This is a genomic window from uncultured Roseobacter sp. (genome assembly GCF_947496515.1).
Lineage (GTDB): Bacteria > Pseudomonadota > Alphaproteobacteria > Rhodobacterales > Rhodobacteraceae > Roseobacter.
In genome coordinates this window covers 33,004-47,808 of record NZ_CANMDB010000008.1, presented here as the reverse complement: position 1 = coordinate 47,808, position 14,805 = coordinate 33,004, and the positions used below count along the sequence as shown (strand labels likewise).

Annotated in this window: 19 protein-coding genes; 17 read left to right on the top strand and 2 right to left on the bottom strand. The window is 62.9% G+C overall.

Translation table 11 applies throughout. From position 1 onward, the window contains the following. Positions 1-62: 62 nt before the first annotated feature. Both Q1A53_RS14485 and Q1A53_RS14480 read right to left on the bottom strand, forming a co-directional pair. Positions 63-983, bottom strand: a complete 921-nt coding sequence (locus Q1A53_RS14485; RefSeq protein WP_299968434.1) for a DMT family transporter — start codon at positions 981-983, stop codon at positions 63-65. Continuing rightward, positions 980-1,858 carry a LysR family transcriptional regulator gene (locus tag Q1A53_RS14480; RefSeq protein ID WP_299968080.1) on the bottom strand — a complete coding sequence of 293 codons (879 nt, stop codon included), beginning with the start codon at positions 1,856-1,858 and terminating at the stop codon, positions 980-982. Before Q1A53_RS14480 ends, Q1A53_RS14485 begins: the two co-directional genes overlap by 4 nt. 126 nt (positions 1,859-1,984) lie before the next feature. Here Q1A53_RS14480 and Q1A53_RS14475 point away from each other — a divergent pair, with 126 nt between their 5' ends. The 17 genes from Q1A53_RS14475 (at position 1,985) to Q1A53_RS14395 (ending at position 14,800) form a co-directional block, all read left to right on the top strand. Further along, the gene (locus tag Q1A53_RS14475) at positions 1,985-2,563 is read left to right on the top strand and encodes an NAD(P)H-dependent oxidoreductase (RefSeq protein WP_299968077.1); all 579 of its coding nucleotides are present in this window, start codon (positions 1,985-1,987) and stop codon (positions 2,561-2,563) included. Between the two features lie 147 nt (positions 2,564-2,710). Then, positions 2,711-3,328, top strand: coding sequence for a hypothetical protein (locus Q1A53_RS14470; protein WP_299968074.1), 618 nt, complete (start codon positions 2,711-2,713; stop codon positions 3,326-3,328). A 218-nt stretch (positions 3,329-3,546) separates the two neighbouring features. After that, entirely contained in the window at positions 3,547-5,055 is a 1,509-nt protein-coding gene (gene ffh / locus Q1A53_RS14465) for a signal recognition particle protein (RefSeq protein WP_299968071.1), read from the top strand. Continuing rightward, positions 5,052-5,387, top strand: coding sequence for an NIPSNAP family protein (locus tag Q1A53_RS14460; protein WP_299968068.1), 336 nt, complete (start codon positions 5,052-5,054; stop codon positions 5,385-5,387). Before ffh ends, Q1A53_RS14460 begins: the two co-directional genes overlap by 4 nt. A gap of 1 nt (position 5,388) precedes the next feature. Further along, the gene (locus tag Q1A53_RS14455) at positions 5,389-5,928 is read left to right on the top strand and encodes a GNAT family N-acetyltransferase (protein WP_299968432.1); all 540 of its coding nucleotides are present in this window, start codon (positions 5,389-5,391) and stop codon (positions 5,926-5,928) included. After that, complete coding sequence (locus Q1A53_RS14450) at positions 5,925-6,443, top strand: GNAT family N-acetyltransferase (RefSeq protein ID WP_299968066.1); 519 nt, start codon at positions 5,925-5,927, stop codon at positions 6,441-6,443. Before Q1A53_RS14455 ends, Q1A53_RS14450 begins: the two co-directional genes overlap by 4 nt. Positions 6,444-6,525: 82 nt before the next feature. Continuing rightward, entirely contained in the window at positions 6,526-7,122 is a 597-nt protein-coding gene (locus tag Q1A53_RS14445) for a GNAT family N-acetyltransferase (protein ID WP_299968430.1), read from the top strand. A gap of 93 nt (positions 7,123-7,215) precedes the next feature. Next, positions 7,216-7,512 (top strand): chorismate mutase, encoded by a 297-nt coding sequence (locus tag Q1A53_RS14440; RefSeq protein ID WP_299968063.1) that lies wholly within the window; start codon positions 7,216-7,218, stop codon positions 7,510-7,512. A gap of 47 nt (positions 7,513-7,559) precedes the next feature. Continuing rightward, complete coding sequence (gene rpsP / locus Q1A53_RS14435; protein ID WP_299968061.1) at positions 7,560-7,922, top strand: 30S ribosomal protein S16; 363 nt, start codon at positions 7,560-7,562, stop codon at positions 7,920-7,922. Between the two features lie 83 nt (positions 7,923-8,005). Continuing rightward, positions 8,006-8,149 carry a hypothetical protein gene (locus Q1A53_RS14430; protein ID WP_299968058.1) on the top strand — a complete coding sequence of 48 codons (144 nt, stop codon included), beginning with the start codon at positions 8,006-8,008 and terminating at the stop codon, positions 8,147-8,149. Further along, positions 8,146-8,652, top strand: a complete 507-nt coding sequence (gene rimM / locus Q1A53_RS14425; RefSeq protein ID WP_299968056.1) for a ribosome maturation factor RimM — start codon at positions 8,146-8,148, stop codon at positions 8,650-8,652. The genes Q1A53_RS14430 and rimM overlap by 4 nt, the downstream gene beginning before the upstream one ends. Before the next feature lie 67 nt (positions 8,653-8,719). Next, on the top strand, positions 8,720-9,448 hold the full coding sequence (gene trmD, locus Q1A53_RS14420) for a tRNA (guanosine(37)-N1)-methyltransferase TrmD (protein WP_299968053.1): 729 nt from the start codon (positions 8,720-8,722) through the stop codon (positions 9,446-9,448). A 444-nt stretch (positions 9,449-9,892) separates the two neighbouring features. Then, positions 9,893-10,276: a 50S ribosomal protein L19 gene (gene rplS, locus Q1A53_RS14415; RefSeq protein ID WP_299968051.1), complete on the top strand. Its 384-nt coding sequence runs from the start codon at positions 9,893-9,895 to the stop codon at positions 10,274-10,276. Between the two features lie 11 nt (positions 10,277-10,287). Further along, a complete protein-coding gene (gene rpmE / locus Q1A53_RS14410; RefSeq protein ID WP_299138556.1) occupies positions 10,288-10,509 on the top strand; it encodes a 50S ribosomal protein L31 in 222 nt (73 codons plus the stop codon). 874 nt (positions 10,510-11,383) lie between these two features. Beyond that, entirely contained in the window at positions 11,384-12,823 is a 1,440-nt protein-coding gene (locus Q1A53_RS14405; protein ID WP_299968049.1) for an exopolysaccharide biosynthesis polyprenyl glycosylphosphotransferase, read from the top strand. 506 nt (positions 12,824-13,329) lie between these two features. After that, a complete protein-coding gene (locus Q1A53_RS14400; protein WP_299968046.1) occupies positions 13,330-14,283 on the top strand; it encodes a tripartite tricarboxylate transporter substrate binding protein in 954 nt (317 codons plus the stop codon). 58 nt (positions 14,284-14,341) lie between these two features. Further along, positions 14,342-14,800, top strand: coding sequence for a tripartite tricarboxylate transporter TctB family protein (locus Q1A53_RS14395; protein WP_299968043.1), 459 nt, complete (start codon positions 14,342-14,344; stop codon positions 14,798-14,800). Positions 14,801-14,805 lie beyond the last annotated feature (5 nt).

The window sequence follows — 14,805 nt, the reverse complement described above, 5'->3', positions numbered from 1 at the left end:
GAGACCGACGATATAAATAATACTGCGCATTTTTTCGCTCCTTGCTTCACTTCATTGTGACGTTAACGCCGCGCGGGCGCAGATGGTTCCATGCCATCGCTTCCGACCTCATCGCGCAGCAACAAGATCAGCGCCAGTATGGTCAGCCCCACACCGCCCAGCACCGGCGCCCCGGGAATGTCCTGCCCGCGGGCGACCTCCCAGGCAATGACCCAGCTGGGGGTGAGATAGGTATAGGCCATGACCTTCGCGCTCGGCAGGCGAAGCGTTGCGAATTGCAACAGCACAAAGGTCGCGGCCGAGGCGCAGACCGCGATGTAGGCCAGCGTCACCCACACCACGGGCGGCAGCGCTGTCCATTCGGTGGCCATCAGATCACGCCCGCTCCAGACCCCCAGCAGCACCGTTCCCGCCGCCAGCGTGCCAAAGGTAAAGATGACCGCCGGCTCGCCCCGGTTCAGCTTGCGCACCATCGGCGTATAGACCGCATGGGCGATACAACCGACGAAATAGATCGCTTCGCCGCGACCGATCTCAAAGGCGATGAGCGCGCCCAGATCCGCACGGAAAATCACCCAGAGCGCACCGCCCCCGCCCAGCAGCAGCGCCAGCATCATCCGTGGCGTGCTGCGCTGCCCCAGCATCAGCCAGCCCGCAACTCCCGCCATCACCGGGGTCAGCGTGAACACCGCCGCCGCACTCACCGGCGCTGCCGTTTTCAGCCCCTCGAACATCAGCACAAAGTAAGTGGCCAGCATCCCGCCCAGCAGCAGATACCGCCAGCTGGCCCGAAACGCCGCCCGTGGCAGGCCCGTGGTGACCGCTGCAGCCACCCCGATGATCAGCGACGCAATGGCAAAGCGCGCCGCGTTCATCACGCCCGGATCAATGAACGCCGCCGCATCCGCGCCGAGCGAAAACGACCCCGCGACCAGTGCAGAAAAGGCCAGCATCGCGATGTGACCCTGCGCGCCCGCGCTCAGCTGTCCCACCGCGCCGCCCGCTTCTTGAGGTAGTCCAGAAAGGTCTGGACCTTCGTGGTGCGGTGCAGATCCACGTGGCTGACCAGCCAAAGCGGCACCGACCAGTCGTCCTGCCGGGCGATCACCTCCACCAGATCCGGATTGGCCTGCGCTTCCATCGCGGGCAGGAACCCGATGCCCGCCCCGGCGATCACCGCCGCCTCCAGCGCGCGGGTGTCCGTGGCGCGAAAGGTGATGGCGCTGCCGGGCACATTGGCCCGCAGCCAGCGATTGAACGGTGCCCGATTGTGATCCGTGTCATGACCGACAAAGCGATGAGCGGGAAAATCGTCAATCCCGCCAGGTGTGCCGTAGACATCAAGATAGCCGCGCGTGGCATAGAGCCCCACGTGCTGATGGTGAAAGTTCTGCACCACGTTGTCGGGCTGGTCCGGCGCGTTGCCCGCGCGGATCGCAACATGCGCTTCACCGTATTCCAGCCGGAACAGCCTATCGCCGGTCAGGTACCGCACCACCACCTCCGGATAGTCGCGCTGAAAATCGGTCAGCACCGGCGCCATGCGCGGCACAAGATTGGTCAGTGAGGTCACCACCAGCTCGCCCGAGACCGCATCCCCCTGCCCGCGGATCCGCCCGGCGAGCTGGCTGAACTGGTCGTCGGTTGCCTGTGCCACGCGCAGCAGATCCTGCCCCGCCTCGGTCGCCGTGTATCCGCGCGCGTGTCGCTGAAAGAGCTTCACCCCCAGCCGCGCCTCCAGCGCATCGACATGGCGGATCACGGTGGCGTGGTGAACGCCCAGCACTTCGGCCGCACCGCTGACAGTGCCCCGGCGCGCCACATGATAGGCGGTCTTGATTTCGTCCCAGTTGGTCATCGCCACAGATCTCCAATGGTGCGGATATGCACAGCACCTGTTGGGTATCCGAAATTGAGTTCGAAAATGCAATGTGCATCTTGGGGTGCAGACCTCTCATGTCTCCAACCAGCAGGAAACAGCGCCATGACCCAGACCATCCTTCACCTCGACGCCTCCGCCCGCACCACGGGCTCGACCACCCGCGCCCTGACGCGCGACATTGTCGAAAAGCTCGGCGGCGCGGTGATCCGCCGTGACCTCACACACCCGATCCCCCAGATCGACGAGGCGTGGATCGATGCCAATCTCACTCCGGAGGATCGCCGCGACGCAGCGCAGCGCGAGACCCTCGCACTCTCCGACAGTCTCGTGGCAGAGATCCGGTCGGCGGATGTGGTGGTGATCGGTGCGCCCATCTACAATTTTGCCGTACCTGCCGCACTGAAGGCGTGGATTGACCAGATCGCCCGCGCCGGGCTGACCTTTAGCTACACAGAGGATGGCCCCGTCGGTCTGCTCAAAGGCAAGCGCGCTGTGATCGCGCTGGCCTCCGGCGGCACGCCCGTAGGGTCCGAGATCGACTTCGCCTCCGGCTACCTGCGCCACATCATGGGGTTCATCGGCATCACGGATGTGGAGATCATCGCCGCTGATCTGGTCAAACTCGATGCGGACAAGGCTCTGGCAAAGGCCCGCGCCCAGATAGCGGCCATCGCCGCCTGACAGGGTCCGCTCGCGGCGGGCCTGTCTGCGGACGGGCCCTGCACCAACCGCGATCCCCGGACCAGTCACTTCGCGCTTAGATGGACCGGAAGCCCCGCGCATGGTAGGCTCGGCTGACCCCAGAAACCAACCGCGTGGAGTGCTGCCATGTATCTTCGAGCAATCGCCTGCCTCCTGTGCCTCGCGCTGCCGCAGATGGCAGCGGCAACCACTTTCACATTCGACATTACAGCCCGCATCGACAGCGCCTTTCTGCGCGATCCCGCACAGGATGCGCTGGTAGAGGATGGCGCGCTGCTGCAAGGGCGGTTGACCTACAGCGATCCGCCATCCCAGCAGTTCGGCAGCGACTACTTCTATAACATCGGGCTGGAGCGCTTTGAGATTTCCACGCCGACCGGTTTTGGATTGTCGCTGAGCAACCGGATCGTCTCCATCGCCGCCATCGGCAACACCGACTTCTTCTCCGCCCAGAGCTTCGTATCCGAAGACCCCAATGGCTGGAACATGATGTTGGATCTGATCGCGGATGACTGGCGCGGCGGCGCCACGACCCTGCCAGCGGCCTTTCCCGGCAGCTTTAGGAGCGGTTGGATCTCTGCCTACTTCCTGGATGAGTTCGACATCATTCAATCCGTGGACGCGACGGTACTCTCCATCACCCCGGCCCCGATCCCGCTGCCAGCCTCGGGTCTTTTGCTGGCGGGCGGGTTGCTGCTGGCACTGCGCCTCGCCCGCCGCCGACAGCCGCTCCGCAGCGCTTGACATGGCCCGGCCCGCGATCTAAACGGCGCCAACATCCGGAAGCATCAGCCTTCCGGTCCCGGGCACCCCGGGATCGCCCTCCGTCAGCGCGTTGCGCCCACGGGGGCAAATCCATTTGGATTTGACCCCTTTGGTAATGACCCCGGGCATTTGTGAATTGATCGCGGGCCGCCTACATCAAGGGCATCCCGCAACCGAACCGAAAGGGGCTCTGGCCCATGTTTGAAAATCTGTCTGAACGGCTCTCTGGCGTCTTTGACCGGCTGACCAAACAGGGTAGCTTGAGCGAAGAGGACGTGACCACCGCCCTGCGCGAGGTACGCGTCGCCCTGCTGGAGGCGGATGTCTCGCTGGCCGTCGCACGTGATTTCGTCAAGGCAGTGCAGGAAAAGGCCACCGGTCAGGCCGTCACCAAATCCGTCACCCCCGGCCAGCAGGTCGTCAAGATCGTGCATGACGCGCTGATTGATGTGCTGCGCGGCGAGGGCGAACCGGGCGCGCTTAAGATCGACAACCCGCCCGCCCCGATCCTGATGGTGGGCCTGCAGGGCTCCGGTAAAACCACCACCACCGCCAAACTGGCCAAGCGGCTCAAGGACCGTGACGGCAAGCGCGTGCTCATGGCCTCGCTCGACGTCAACCGCCCCGCGGCGATGGAACAGCTGGCCATCCTCGGCGCGCAGATCGGCGTCGACACCCTGCCCATCGTCAAAGGTGAGGACCCCGTCCAGATCGCCCGCCGCGCCAAGACGCAAGCGGGCCTTGCGGGCTACGACGTCTACATGCTGGACACCGCAGGCCGCCTCTCCATCGACGAAGAGCTGATGACCCAGGTCGAAGCCGTCCGCAACGTGGCCGACCCGCGCGAGACCCTGCTGGTCGTCGATGGCCTCACCGGTCAGGACGCCGTCAACACCGCCGAGAACTTCGACGCCCGCATCGGTGTCTCCGGCGTCGTGCTCACCCGGATGGATGGCGATGGCCGCGGCGGTGCTGCACTCTCGATGCGCGCGGTCACCGGCAAGCCCATCAAATACGTCGGCTTGGGCGAAAAGATGGACGCGCTGGAAACCTTCGAGCCGGAACGCATCGCGGGCCGCATCCTCGGCATGGGCGACATCGTCTCCCTCGTGGAAAAGGCGCAGGAAACCATCGAGGCCGAGCAGGCCGAACGGATGATGCGCCGCATGGCCAAAGGTCAGTTCAGCATGAACGACCTCAAGATGCAGCTGGAACAGATGCTCAAGATGGGCGGCATGGAAGGCATGATGGGTATGATGCCCGGCATGGGCAAAATGGCCAAACAGGCCGAGGCCGCGGGCTTCGATGACGCCATCCTGCGCCGCCAGATCGCACTGATCCAGTCCATGACCAAGAAGGAACGCGCCAACCCGCAGATCCTTCAGGCCAGCCGCAAGAAACGCATCGCGCGCGGCGCGGGGCTCGAAGTGTCAGAGCTCAACAAGCTGATGAAGATGCACCGGCAAATGTCTGACATGATGAAGAAAATGGGCAAGATGGGCAAAGGCGGCATGCTGAAACAGGCCATGAAAGGCATGTTCGGCAAAGGCGGCATGCCCCCCGGCATGGATCCCGCGCAAATGGACCCCAAACAGCTTGAAGCCGCCGCGAAAGCCATGGGCGGCAAGCTGCCCGGCGGCCTCGGTGGGATGGGCGGCGGCATGCCCCTGCCCCCGGGCCTCTCCGGTTTCGGGAAAAAGAAATGATCACCTGCACCGTCAGATACGAACTGGATCCGGCCAAGCTCGATGTTTTCGAGCGGTATGCGCGGTTCTGGATGTGGAAGATCCCGCAGATGGGTGGCCTTCACCACGGCTATCACATGCCGTATGAGGGACCTAACGACATCGCCTACTGCCACTTCTCCTTTCCGTCGCTCGCAGATTACGAAGACTACCGCACCGCGATGCATGCCGACACGGAATGTCAGCGCGCCTACGCCCTGGCAGCCGAGAGCAAGTGCATCCGCCGTTATGACCGGTCTTTCACCCGTCCGGTCCTGACCGGTGCCTCCCCGGCAGAGCTGGGCCTCCCCTGACATGACGACCGCGCCCCGCCTCACCACGGACCGCCTGACCCTGCGCATGCCCCACCCGGGCGACGCGGACGCCTTCATGGCGTTCTACGGCAGCGACCGGGCACAATACGTGGGCGGCCCCCTCAGCCCCCGGCAGGCCTGGCATTTCTTCGGCTCGGAAATCGGCCACTGGAGCATGCGCGGCTTCGGCATGTTCACAGTCACCTTCCACAACGAAGACGCCCCGCTGGGCCTCGTCGGGCATTGGTACCCGCACGGCTGGCCCGAACGGGAAGTCGGCTGGATCCTCTTCGACGCAGAACACGAAGGCAAAGGCATCGCAGCCGAAGCAGCGCACGCCTGCCTTGATCACGCCTGGACCGTGCTGGGCTGGGACACCATCGTCAGCTACATCGACGCGGGCAACAGCGCCTCCGCCCGCCTCGCCGAGCGGCTGGGCGCCACCCGCGACGAGGCGGCCGCAGCCCCCACTCCCAGCACTCCGGACCGCGCCACGGATGTCATGGTCTACCGCCACCCGCATCCCGGGGCTTCAGCATGACCGTCACTATCCCGATCCTGGAAACCGGGCGCCTGATCCTCCGCGCGCCCTGCGCTGACGACCTGCCCGGCTTCACCGCCTTCTACGCCAGCGACGCCGCGCGCCACGTTGGCGGGCCGCAAAAGGACTATGAGGTCTGGCGCTATCTGGCACAGGTCATCGGCCACTGGCAGCTGCGCGGGTTCGGCCGCTGGATGATCGAACGCAAGGACACCCCCGGCGCCATCGGTCTCGTCGGCCTGCACGCGCCGCTCGACTGGCCGGAGCCCGAAGTGGGCTGGATGGTCTGGGACGCTCTGGGCCAGGGCTACGCGACCGAGGCCGGGCGCGCCGCGCGCCAGCACGCCTATGGCACCCTGGGCTGGACCACGGTGGTCAGCATGATCGCACCGGATAACGCCGCCTCCCGCCGCGTCGCCGAACACCTTGGCGCGACCCGGACCACCGATTTCACCCACCCCAAATACGGGGTCATGCAGGTCTGGCGCCACCCCGGACCGGAGCAGATCGCATGACCGCTCCCCTGTCATCTTGCCAAAAAAACTCCCGCCGGAGGCATCCGACGCCGGCCACCCGAACCGCAGGGGGGACAGCGTGATGCAGATCCCCCGGATCGAAACCAACCGCCTCGTGCTGCGCGGCCCCGAACCTCAGGACTACCCTGATTTCAAGGCGACTTTCACCAGTTACCGCGCGCGGTTCATGGGCGGGCCGCTCAACGCCTATGAGGCCTGGATGCTCTACGCCGCTGAAATCGGCCACTGGCAGATCCGCGGCTTCGGCATGTGGATGATCCACGACAAGGGCAGTGATACGACCCACGGCATGGCGGGTGGCTGGCAGCCCGCGAAATGGCCCGAGGCAGAGATCGCCTGGGTCATCTGGCCCGAGCACGCAGGCAAAGGCTACGCACTCGAAGCCACCCATGCGGTGCGCGACTATCTCTACGGCACCCTCGGCTGGAGCTCCGCCGTCAGCTACATCGACCCCAAGAACCTCGACAGCATTCGCCTGGCCGAGCGCCTTGGCGCGGTCAAGGATCCGGACGCCCCCACCATTGACGGCAACGATGCGGTCTACCGCCACCCATCGCCGCAGGCGCTGGCAGGCTCGCAACTGGCCCACGGCATCGAAATGGAGATCAGCCACTACGCCGATCCGCTCTTCACACCGAAAGGCTGGGCCATTGACTGATCCTTACCGCAGCGCGCGCCGCGCACCGACACAATACCGACGTCGTACCGACGCAATACCGACGTACCACCGACGTCCCCGGAGGCCCCTGCCATGACCGACGCCATCACCCGCGCCGCGACACTCCTGAGCGAACACCGCAGCTCCATCGACCGTCTCGATGCCATCCTCGTCTACACCCTGGGCGAGCGGTTCAAACACACGCAGGCCGTGGGGAAACTCAAGGCCAGCCACGACCTTCCGCCCTCTGATCCCGCCCGCGAAGCGGCCCAGATCGAGCGGCTCGAAGATTTGGCAAAGCAAGCGGATCTCGATCCGGACTTCGCCAAGAAGTTTCTCAACTTCATCATCGCTGAGGTTATTCAGCATCACCAACGTCACCAAAGCTAGGGCGGGCGCAGGCCCCCCGACAATCAACCCAAAAGGACCTAACTGACATGTCTATGAAAATTCGTCTCGCCCGCGGCGGCTCCAAGAAACGCCCCTTCTACCGCATCGTTGCCGCTGACAGCCGCATGCCCCGCGATGGCCGCTACATCGAAAAGCTGGGCACCTACAACCCGCTCCTGCCCAAGGACAGCGAAGAGCGCGTCAAGATGGATGTGGAGCGCGTGCAGCACTGGCTCGGTCAGGGCGCACAGCCGACCGACCGTGTCTCCCGGATGCTCGAAGCCGCTGGCCTCAAAGAGAAAACCGAGCGCAACAACCCCAACAAGGGCACGCCCGGCAAGAAGGCGCAGGAGCGCGCAGAGGAGAAAGCCGCCAAGGCAGCCGCCCCTGCGGAAGAAGCCTCCGAGTAACACTCAGCGACCGGGCCGCGCACGACCCCTGCGGCCCGGCTCCGGCCTGCCCCTGCGGCGGACCCCCCTCAATCTGGTGAGACATGCTGCGTCCCCTCCGAACCCTCTTTCTGATCCTGCTGGCCTTCGTGGCGGGCATCCTGACCGAGCGATCCAACCAGAAATCCGCCTGCGCTGACGCGGGTGGCGAGGTCACGGGCGGTGTATGTCTGGGGGCAGCCCGATGAGCGAGGACCGGGTCTGCGTTGGTGCGATCGGCGGTGCCTACGGGGTGCGCGGCGAGTTGCGCATCAAGAGCTTTTGCGCCGTGGCCGAAGACATCGAGAGCTACAGCCCGCTCACCGGTGAAGACGGCGACAGCACCTTTCACCTCGCGCTGATTCGCCCCATCAAGAACGGGTTTGCCGCCCGCATCGCGGAGGTCGCCACCAAGGAGGAGGCAGACGCGCTGAAAGGCACCCAGCTGTTCGCGGACCGGTCGCAACTGCCTGACCTGCCCGACGATGAGTTCTACCACGCCGATCTTATCGGACTGGAGGTCTACGACACCGGCGGCACCCGGCTGGGCACCATCAAGACCGTCGTGGATCACGGCGCGGGTGATCTGCTCGACGTGCAGCGCCCCGGCACCTCGGAGACAGTGCTGCTACCCTTTACCCGCGTCGCAGTCCCGACGGTTGATCTGGCGTCCGGACGGGTGATCGCCGACCCGCCGGACGGGCTCTTCTGACGTGGCAGATCCACCCCGGAGCCATGGCCGCAAGCAAGCCCGGCAGGTGCTGCACCCTCGGGCGCTGATGTCAGATGACGAGGTGCTGGCAGGCGTCTGGCAGGCGCGCATCATCACTCTGTTTCCGCAGGCTTTTCCGGGAATTCTCGGCCTGTCACTCACCGGCAAGGCATTGGCTGACGGGCTATGGCAATTGCACGCCCACGACCTGCGCGACTTCGGCATCGGCAAGCACCGCAACGTGGATGACACGCCTGCGGGCGGGGGTGCTGGCATGGTGCTCCGCGCCGATGTGGTTGGCCCCGCGATCGAGGCGGCTCAGGCGCACGCTCGCGGTCGTTGGCCGCTGATCTACCTGTCACCGCGGGGGCGGCCCTTTGACCAGACGATGGCGCGTGACCTGGCGCGGGGCAACGGTATGACCCTGCTCTGCGGTCGGTTCGAAGGGGTCGATGAACGGGTGCTTGAGCACTACGACGTGCAGGAAGTCTCATTGGGGGATTTCGTCATGACGGGTGGGGAAATAGCCGCCGCGGCGATGATTGATGCGGCTGTACGTCTGCTGCCCGGTGTGCTTGGCAACGCCCAGAGTACGGTCGAGGAAAGTCATACGAGCGGCCTGCTGGAGCATCCGCAGTATACCCGGCCCGCCGTCTGGCAAGATGCGCCGATCCCGGATGTGCTGATGTCCGGCAACCACGCCGAGATTGCAAAATGGCGGCGCGCGCAATCCGAGGCACTCACGCAGGAGCGCCGGCCAGATCTGTGGCGGCGGCGTCCGAGCGACGAAGCGTAAAAGCATCCGGGTCCGCCCTAGGCGCGCGAGCAAAGCGGCGCGCGCCGGAGGAGCATGAGGGTGTTGGAGGCGGCCCCTGGCCGCAAAGAGGCCCTGCGGCATTACCTGCGGAGCTGCCGGTCATCACCTTGCCGACAAAAGAATTTCTCGGCGCGCCAGTAGCGTTAGGTCGCACCTGACCAATGCCTCGCGTTGGCCGGCCGTTCGCCCTTGATCCATCGTTCTATCCGTCTTATACGGCCTCTGTCTGGAATCGCGCACGCGCTTCTGGACCTGTTCGCTGTGCTGCATTCCTGTTCAAAGGAATGCCATGCGGCAGCAGAGACAAGCAAAGATGTCTGAACTCTTTCAGCGGGCGTATGATGCGGACCCGGTCATAGACTGAAAGCTCTGGGACGCGACAACCTTCGTGGGCAAACCGCGAGCTATATAGGAGACGATCCGATGGATCTGATTGCAGAGATCGAAGCGGAGCAGATCGCCGCGCTCGGGAGTGACATTCCCGATTTTCGCGCTGGTGACACTGTTCGTGTTGGCTTCAAAGTGACAGAGGGCACCCGCACACGGGTCCAGAACTACGAAGGCGTGTGCATCGCGCGCAATAACGGATCGGGTATCGCCGGGTCTTTCACCGTGCGCAAGATTTCGTTTGGCGAAGGTGTTGAGCGGGTGTTCCCGCTGCATTCGACAAACATTGACAGCATCACCGTTGTGCGCCGCGGCCGTGTCCGTCGCGCCAAGCTCTACTACCTGCGCAGCCGTCGCGGTAAATCGGCGCGGATCACGGAGAACACCAACTACAAGCCCAAAGCGGGCGCAGAAGCGTAAGGAGCGGATCGATGAAAGCGGACACACATCCCGACTACCATATCATCGACGTCAAGATGACAGACGGTACGGTCGTGCAAATGAAATCGACCTGGGGCGCGGAAGGCGACCAGCTCGCGTTGGATATCGATCCATCGGTACACCCCGCGTGGACGGGCGGGTCCTCCCGTTTGATGGACACCGGCGGTCGCGTATCGAAATTCAAAAACAAATACGCGGGCTTGGGTTTCTAAGCACGGGTATCATCCCAAAAGTCAAAAGCCGCGCCGTTCATCAGGCGCGGCTTTTTGTTTTGAATACCTGTCGGGTGGCCAGAGCGCTGTCATGTCTGGTTTGTCCCGCTCAATGAAAGAGATCTTGATCGGTCCCGCCGGGCTGATCTGGCCGACTGAGCTGAGGCGGGATCCAAAGGCATGCAAGACCAGGTGGGTTTCTGACCTGTGACGCATGTGTCAGTCCAGCGGTGTCACGGCCGCTGAAACCAGATCTATCTCAGCACACGGCTCTTTTCACAATTATGATGAGAGGTGCGCCCGCCCTTTCCGCGGACTGATCGATCTCAAGGCTGTCAGGACGGGCGTGCCGAGCGCGGTGTGGCCGTTCAGGGCAGCGCTGCAGACCTGGTTTTCCGCCAGCGGGCGACCGAAGCTCCGTTACCCTCGCGACCCCCGCAGATTACATCCGGCCGCCATGCTGAGAAAAGACGAAGCATTCCGGCCTGCACCGGCAAAAGGTTGGGTAGCTGCGCAATCCAGACCGTTTCGGAGAAGCGACACTGGAAAGGGGACCGCGGGTCTGCTTTCAGGCCAGCTTTAACCCGTGTCTCCCTTCAAGTGACCTACCTGCTTGCAAACCCGCACTTGCCCCACAAGTCCCTTGATCTGACCAACCATAGCCGATGCGGTGGTCCGGATTGAGAAGCGTGGCTCAAACTACTCAATCGCCTGCTGCCTGTGTCGCTCCAAGGCAAACACCTCGCTTTGTCGGAGAGATACCCGCTCGATACCCGTTACCGATTACGATGCCTTAACCGCTTCAGAGGTATGTCTGATCACCAACAGCATTGCGCGGGCAGATCAGACGCGGGGGTCCAGCGGCGGAACACATATGGATGGACAATCGATCCAGTTGAACGAGGCCGCTCAGAATGTGGCCATGACGCTGCGGCGCGGCGCATTGGAACCGCTCTGGTTGCTATGTGTGGTTGTGGCTGTTGATTTTCCGGTCTTCGTTCTTGCTTTTTGGTTCGTGCTCTACGGCGCCAGCCCCGCAGACGCCTTCAACCCGATTATGGCTGCGGGATGGGCCGCTTTGGCGAGCGTCGTATTCGTATCGACCATGGCAGCCATCGGCGCCTATCGTGGCAAGATCATTGCCAGCCTCTCTTCTTTCATCTTCCGCACAGTCTTGTCCGTGTTTCCGCCGCTATTGGGGCTCGCCTTTTTTGGGCCGGTTGAAAGTCTGGGGGCGGCAACTGTGGCGGCTGTGCTCAGTTTGACAATTGCGATCCTTCCGACGCGGTTCGGCTATCGGATCGTCGTCAAATGGGTGATGGAAACCGGATTGATTGCGCGTCGAACCGTGATTGCCGGCGGCGGAGAAGAGGCGGCCCGTCTGATCCGGGGGGTACGTGACCGGGTGGGCAACGACATCCGCCTCTACGGCATCTTCGATGATCGCGACGACATACGCTCCCCAACCCAGGTCCTCGGCATTCCCAAAATTGGCGATTATGACGACCTGATCGCCTTCGTTCGGGCGTCGGCGGTTGATCTTGTCATCATAGCGCTTCCCTTCGCTGCGGAAGGACGGATCAAATGGCTGCTGGATGAGTTCCGTGTACTCCCCGTCGAGGTTGGATTGTCGACGCACAGCAAGGACTATGCGTTTGAGCAGAGCGGCGCGCCGTACCTGAAGAAACTGAGGCGCAGCTTTGCGCCGGAATGTCGCTTGACCAAGCGTCTCTTCGATGTCTTTTTCGCGGTCATCGCCCTGCTGATCCTCTGGCCGGTCATGCTGGTGGCAGCCGCCGCAATTCGCCTTGAAAGCTCCGGTCCGGTCCTGTTCCGTCAGCTCCGCCACGGATACAATGACCGCACGATTGAAGTCCTGAAATTTCGCTCGATGTATGTCGAGCATGCGGACCCGAGTGCCAGCAAGGTCGTCACCAAAGGCGACCCCCGCGTCACCCGGGTCGGCCGGTTTTTGCGACGCAGCTCGATTGATGAACTGCCTCAGCTTTTCAATGTGCTCAGAGGTGATCTGTCGTTGGTCGGGCCACGCCCTCATGCGATCCAGGCACAGTCCAGCCAACAGGATCTGTTCACGCAGATCGTCGACGGATACTCTGCAAGACATCGGCTGCCCCCCGGGATCACCGGATGGGCTCAGATCAACGGATGGCGGGGTGAAATCGACAGCGCGGAAAAACTCGAAGCCCGTTACGCCCATGATCTCTACTACATCGAGAACTGGTCGATCTGGCTGGATCTGCAAATCCTCTTCCGCACACCTCTGAGCCTGTTCAGCGGCAAAGGCGCTTACTAGACGCGCCTGTCAGTGGCGACCGACGTCACCGATGGCCAGAGGTTTTTCGAGGCTCGCACCTTCGGGAGAACTCTGCGCCGCGATCACCCGTGGCCTTCCAATACCGTATTCAAGGTCCCTGCCCGCTTCGCGGCAACCTGCATCTTTGCGTGGCACCGCACCCGAAGGAAGAACCGGACATCTGTCCTCCAACACCACTGCGCCTGATCTAACACGACCTCCGGCATAGAGGATCCTCACAGGCGCTCACCCCCTAGTTCGGACCCTGAAGTATGATCCAAGACCATAGGAGACGGGCGCAAAAAACGAGACTGACCCCAGCAATGCCCGCGAAAACGCGGCCATTGGCCTTCGGCACAGATCATGCCGTTGACCGCTGCATCGCGCGAGTAAAGATTACCCCCACGACGACCACGAGTGATTGGTATTTCCGGTTGCCATGCTATCTTGCAATCGTACTAGGGAAATAGTGGTGGCACAAAAGCCGCCGCACGGGAGGAAAATACATGAATATCAAGACGTTTTCGGGCATCGTGGCCAGTGTGGTAATAGCGACGTCAGCGGGTGCAGAAGACGCTTTTCCTGAGCGCCCCATCAATCTGATCGCGCCCTTTAACGCCGGTGGCGGCACAGATCTGTTGTTGCGCGGACTGGCTCCTCATTTCGCCGAAGCCATTGGCGGGGATGCGTTTGTGTCAAACATGGCGGGCGGATCAGGGACCGTTGCCGCCTCCGCCTTGCAGGGCCAGCGCGCCGACGGCTATCAGTTGGGATACTTCTCGATTACGGTCTCGACCATCCAGCCGCAGATCAAGAATGTCCCTTATGACGTCGACAGCTGGACGCCCATTTGTTCCGTTGCTGCCTCTCCGACGCTTCTTTTCACCAACGCCGACACACCCTACATGACGGCCGCCGATGTCGTCGAGGCGGCGACTGCCAACCCCGGTGAGCTTGTCTACGGCTCCTCCGGTCCCGGCGCCATGACACATCTGACGACCGTGGCGGCCTTTGCCGGGCTGGGTATTCTGGACAAGCTCAAGCACCTGCCATTTCAGGGATCCGGCCCCGCGGTGAAAGAACTGACATCGGGCACGATACAGTTCTTCGGCGACACCGAAATCCTGATGAGCCGTGGCGATTTTCGTCCCCTGATGGTGTTCAATTCGGAACGGCTCGAGAGCTATCCAGACGTGCCAACCGCAACAGAGGTCGGTATCGAGGCACCGCTGAACGAGCTTTACCTATGGGGCGGGTTGTTCGCACCGGCGGGTTTGGACCCTGCGGTCACGTCCAAGCTTGAAGCGGCCTGCGAGACCGCCGTGTCGTCGGCAGGATTTCAGGAGTTTGCGGCAAACTCCGGCACCGTCATCAACTTCCGGGGCGCCGAGGCGTTCGATACGTTCTTCCGACAGCAATATGAGGCCAACGGCGCGTTGATCGAAGCCGCTGGTCTGTGACGGAACAGGCATGGGGCGCGGGGCCTGACGGGTCACCACCCCATGCCAAGACCTTGCTATGACACATATCGTGAATGAGCGGGTGATGGTTCTGCTGGCCCTCTTTCTTGTGGGAGGGGGCCTTTATGCCGCGACCTTCGGTCAGATCTATTCCAGCACTGAAACCGCGCAATCGCCGGTATTTTTCCCGCGCATTATCCTCGCACTTTGGATGCTGCTCGCACTGGCCGCCTTGGTTCAGGCGGTCCGTGCACCCTCTGACACCGCGCCCGTCACAAGCTGGCCGCGGTTGATCGTTTTGTTGCTGGCCGCGGTGACCTACACCAACGTGATCGGGCGCGAGGGGTTCTTTTTGCCCTCGGTCGTTTTTGCGGCGATCAGCCTGCCGATTTTCGGGATCCGCAATCCCTTGGTCGTCGGTCTTTACGCTGTCGCGGTGCCGGGCGCGCTTGTGCTGTTCTTCAATCACCTGTTGGGCATGCCACTGCCGGTGTCCCGCTTCACATATCTATTTTAGGGCCT

What these genes read in the sequence shown, in the direction of transcription:
- Q1A53_RS14400 (WP_299968046.1), top strand. Translation starts at nt 13,330, where the DNA reads ATGAATATCAAGACGTTTTCGGGCATCGTGGCCAGTGTGGTAATAGCG.
- rpmE (WP_299138556.1), top strand. Translation starts at nt 10,288, where the DNA reads ATGAAAGCGGACACACATCCCGACTACCATATCATCGACGTCAAGATG.
- Q1A53_RS14480 (WP_299968080.1), bottom strand. Translation starts at nt 1,858, where the DNA reads ATGACCAACTGGGACGAAATCAAGACCGCCTATCATGTGGCGCGCCGG.
- Q1A53_RS14450 (WP_299968066.1), top strand. Translation starts at nt 5,925, where the DNA reads ATGACCGTCACTATCCCGATCCTGGAAACCGGGCGCCTGATCCTCCGC.
- rimM (WP_299968056.1), top strand. Translation starts at nt 8,146, where the DNA reads ATGAGCGAGGACCGGGTCTGCGTTGGTGCGATCGGCGGTGCCTACGGG.
- Q1A53_RS14430 (WP_299968058.1), top strand. Translation starts at nt 8,006, where the DNA reads ATGCTGCGTCCCCTCCGAACCCTCTTTCTGATCCTGCTGGCCTTCGTG.
- ffh (WP_299968071.1), top strand. Translation starts at nt 3,547, where the DNA reads ATGTTTGAAAATCTGTCTGAACGGCTCTCTGGCGTCTTTGACCGGCTG.
- Q1A53_RS14395 (WP_299968043.1), top strand. Translation starts at nt 14,342, where the DNA reads ATGACACATATCGTGAATGAGCGGGTGATGGTTCTGCTGGCCCTCTTT.
- trmD (WP_299968053.1), top strand. Translation starts at nt 8,720, where the DNA reads ATGTCAGATGACGAGGTGCTGGCAGGCGTCTGGCAGGCGCGCATCATC.
- Q1A53_RS14445 (WP_299968430.1), top strand. Translation starts at nt 6,526, where the DNA reads ATGCAGATCCCCCGGATCGAAACCAACCGCCTCGTGCTGCGCGGCCCC.
- Q1A53_RS14405 (WP_299968049.1), top strand. Translation starts at nt 11,384, where the DNA reads ATGGATGGACAATCGATCCAGTTGAACGAGGCCGCTCAGAATGTGGCC.
- rpsP (WP_299968061.1), top strand. Translation starts at nt 7,560, where the DNA reads ATGTCTATGAAAATTCGTCTCGCCCGCGGCGGCTCCAAGAAACGCCCC.
- Q1A53_RS14470 (WP_299968074.1), top strand. Translation starts at nt 2,711, where the DNA reads ATGTATCTTCGAGCAATCGCCTGCCTCCTGTGCCTCGCGCTGCCGCAG.
- Q1A53_RS14440 (WP_299968063.1), top strand. Translation starts at nt 7,216, where the DNA reads ATGACCGACGCCATCACCCGCGCCGCGACACTCCTGAGCGAACACCGC.
- Q1A53_RS14455 (WP_299968432.1), top strand. Translation starts at nt 5,389, where the DNA reads ATGACGACCGCGCCCCGCCTCACCACGGACCGCCTGACCCTGCGCATG.
- Q1A53_RS14460 (WP_299968068.1), top strand. Translation starts at nt 5,052, where the DNA reads ATGATCACCTGCACCGTCAGATACGAACTGGATCCGGCCAAGCTCGAT.
- Q1A53_RS14475 (WP_299968077.1), top strand. Translation starts at nt 1,985, where the DNA reads ATGACCCAGACCATCCTTCACCTCGACGCCTCCGCCCGCACCACGGGC.
- rplS (WP_299968051.1), top strand. Translation starts at nt 9,893, where the DNA reads ATGGATCTGATTGCAGAGATCGAAGCGGAGCAGATCGCCGCGCTCGGG.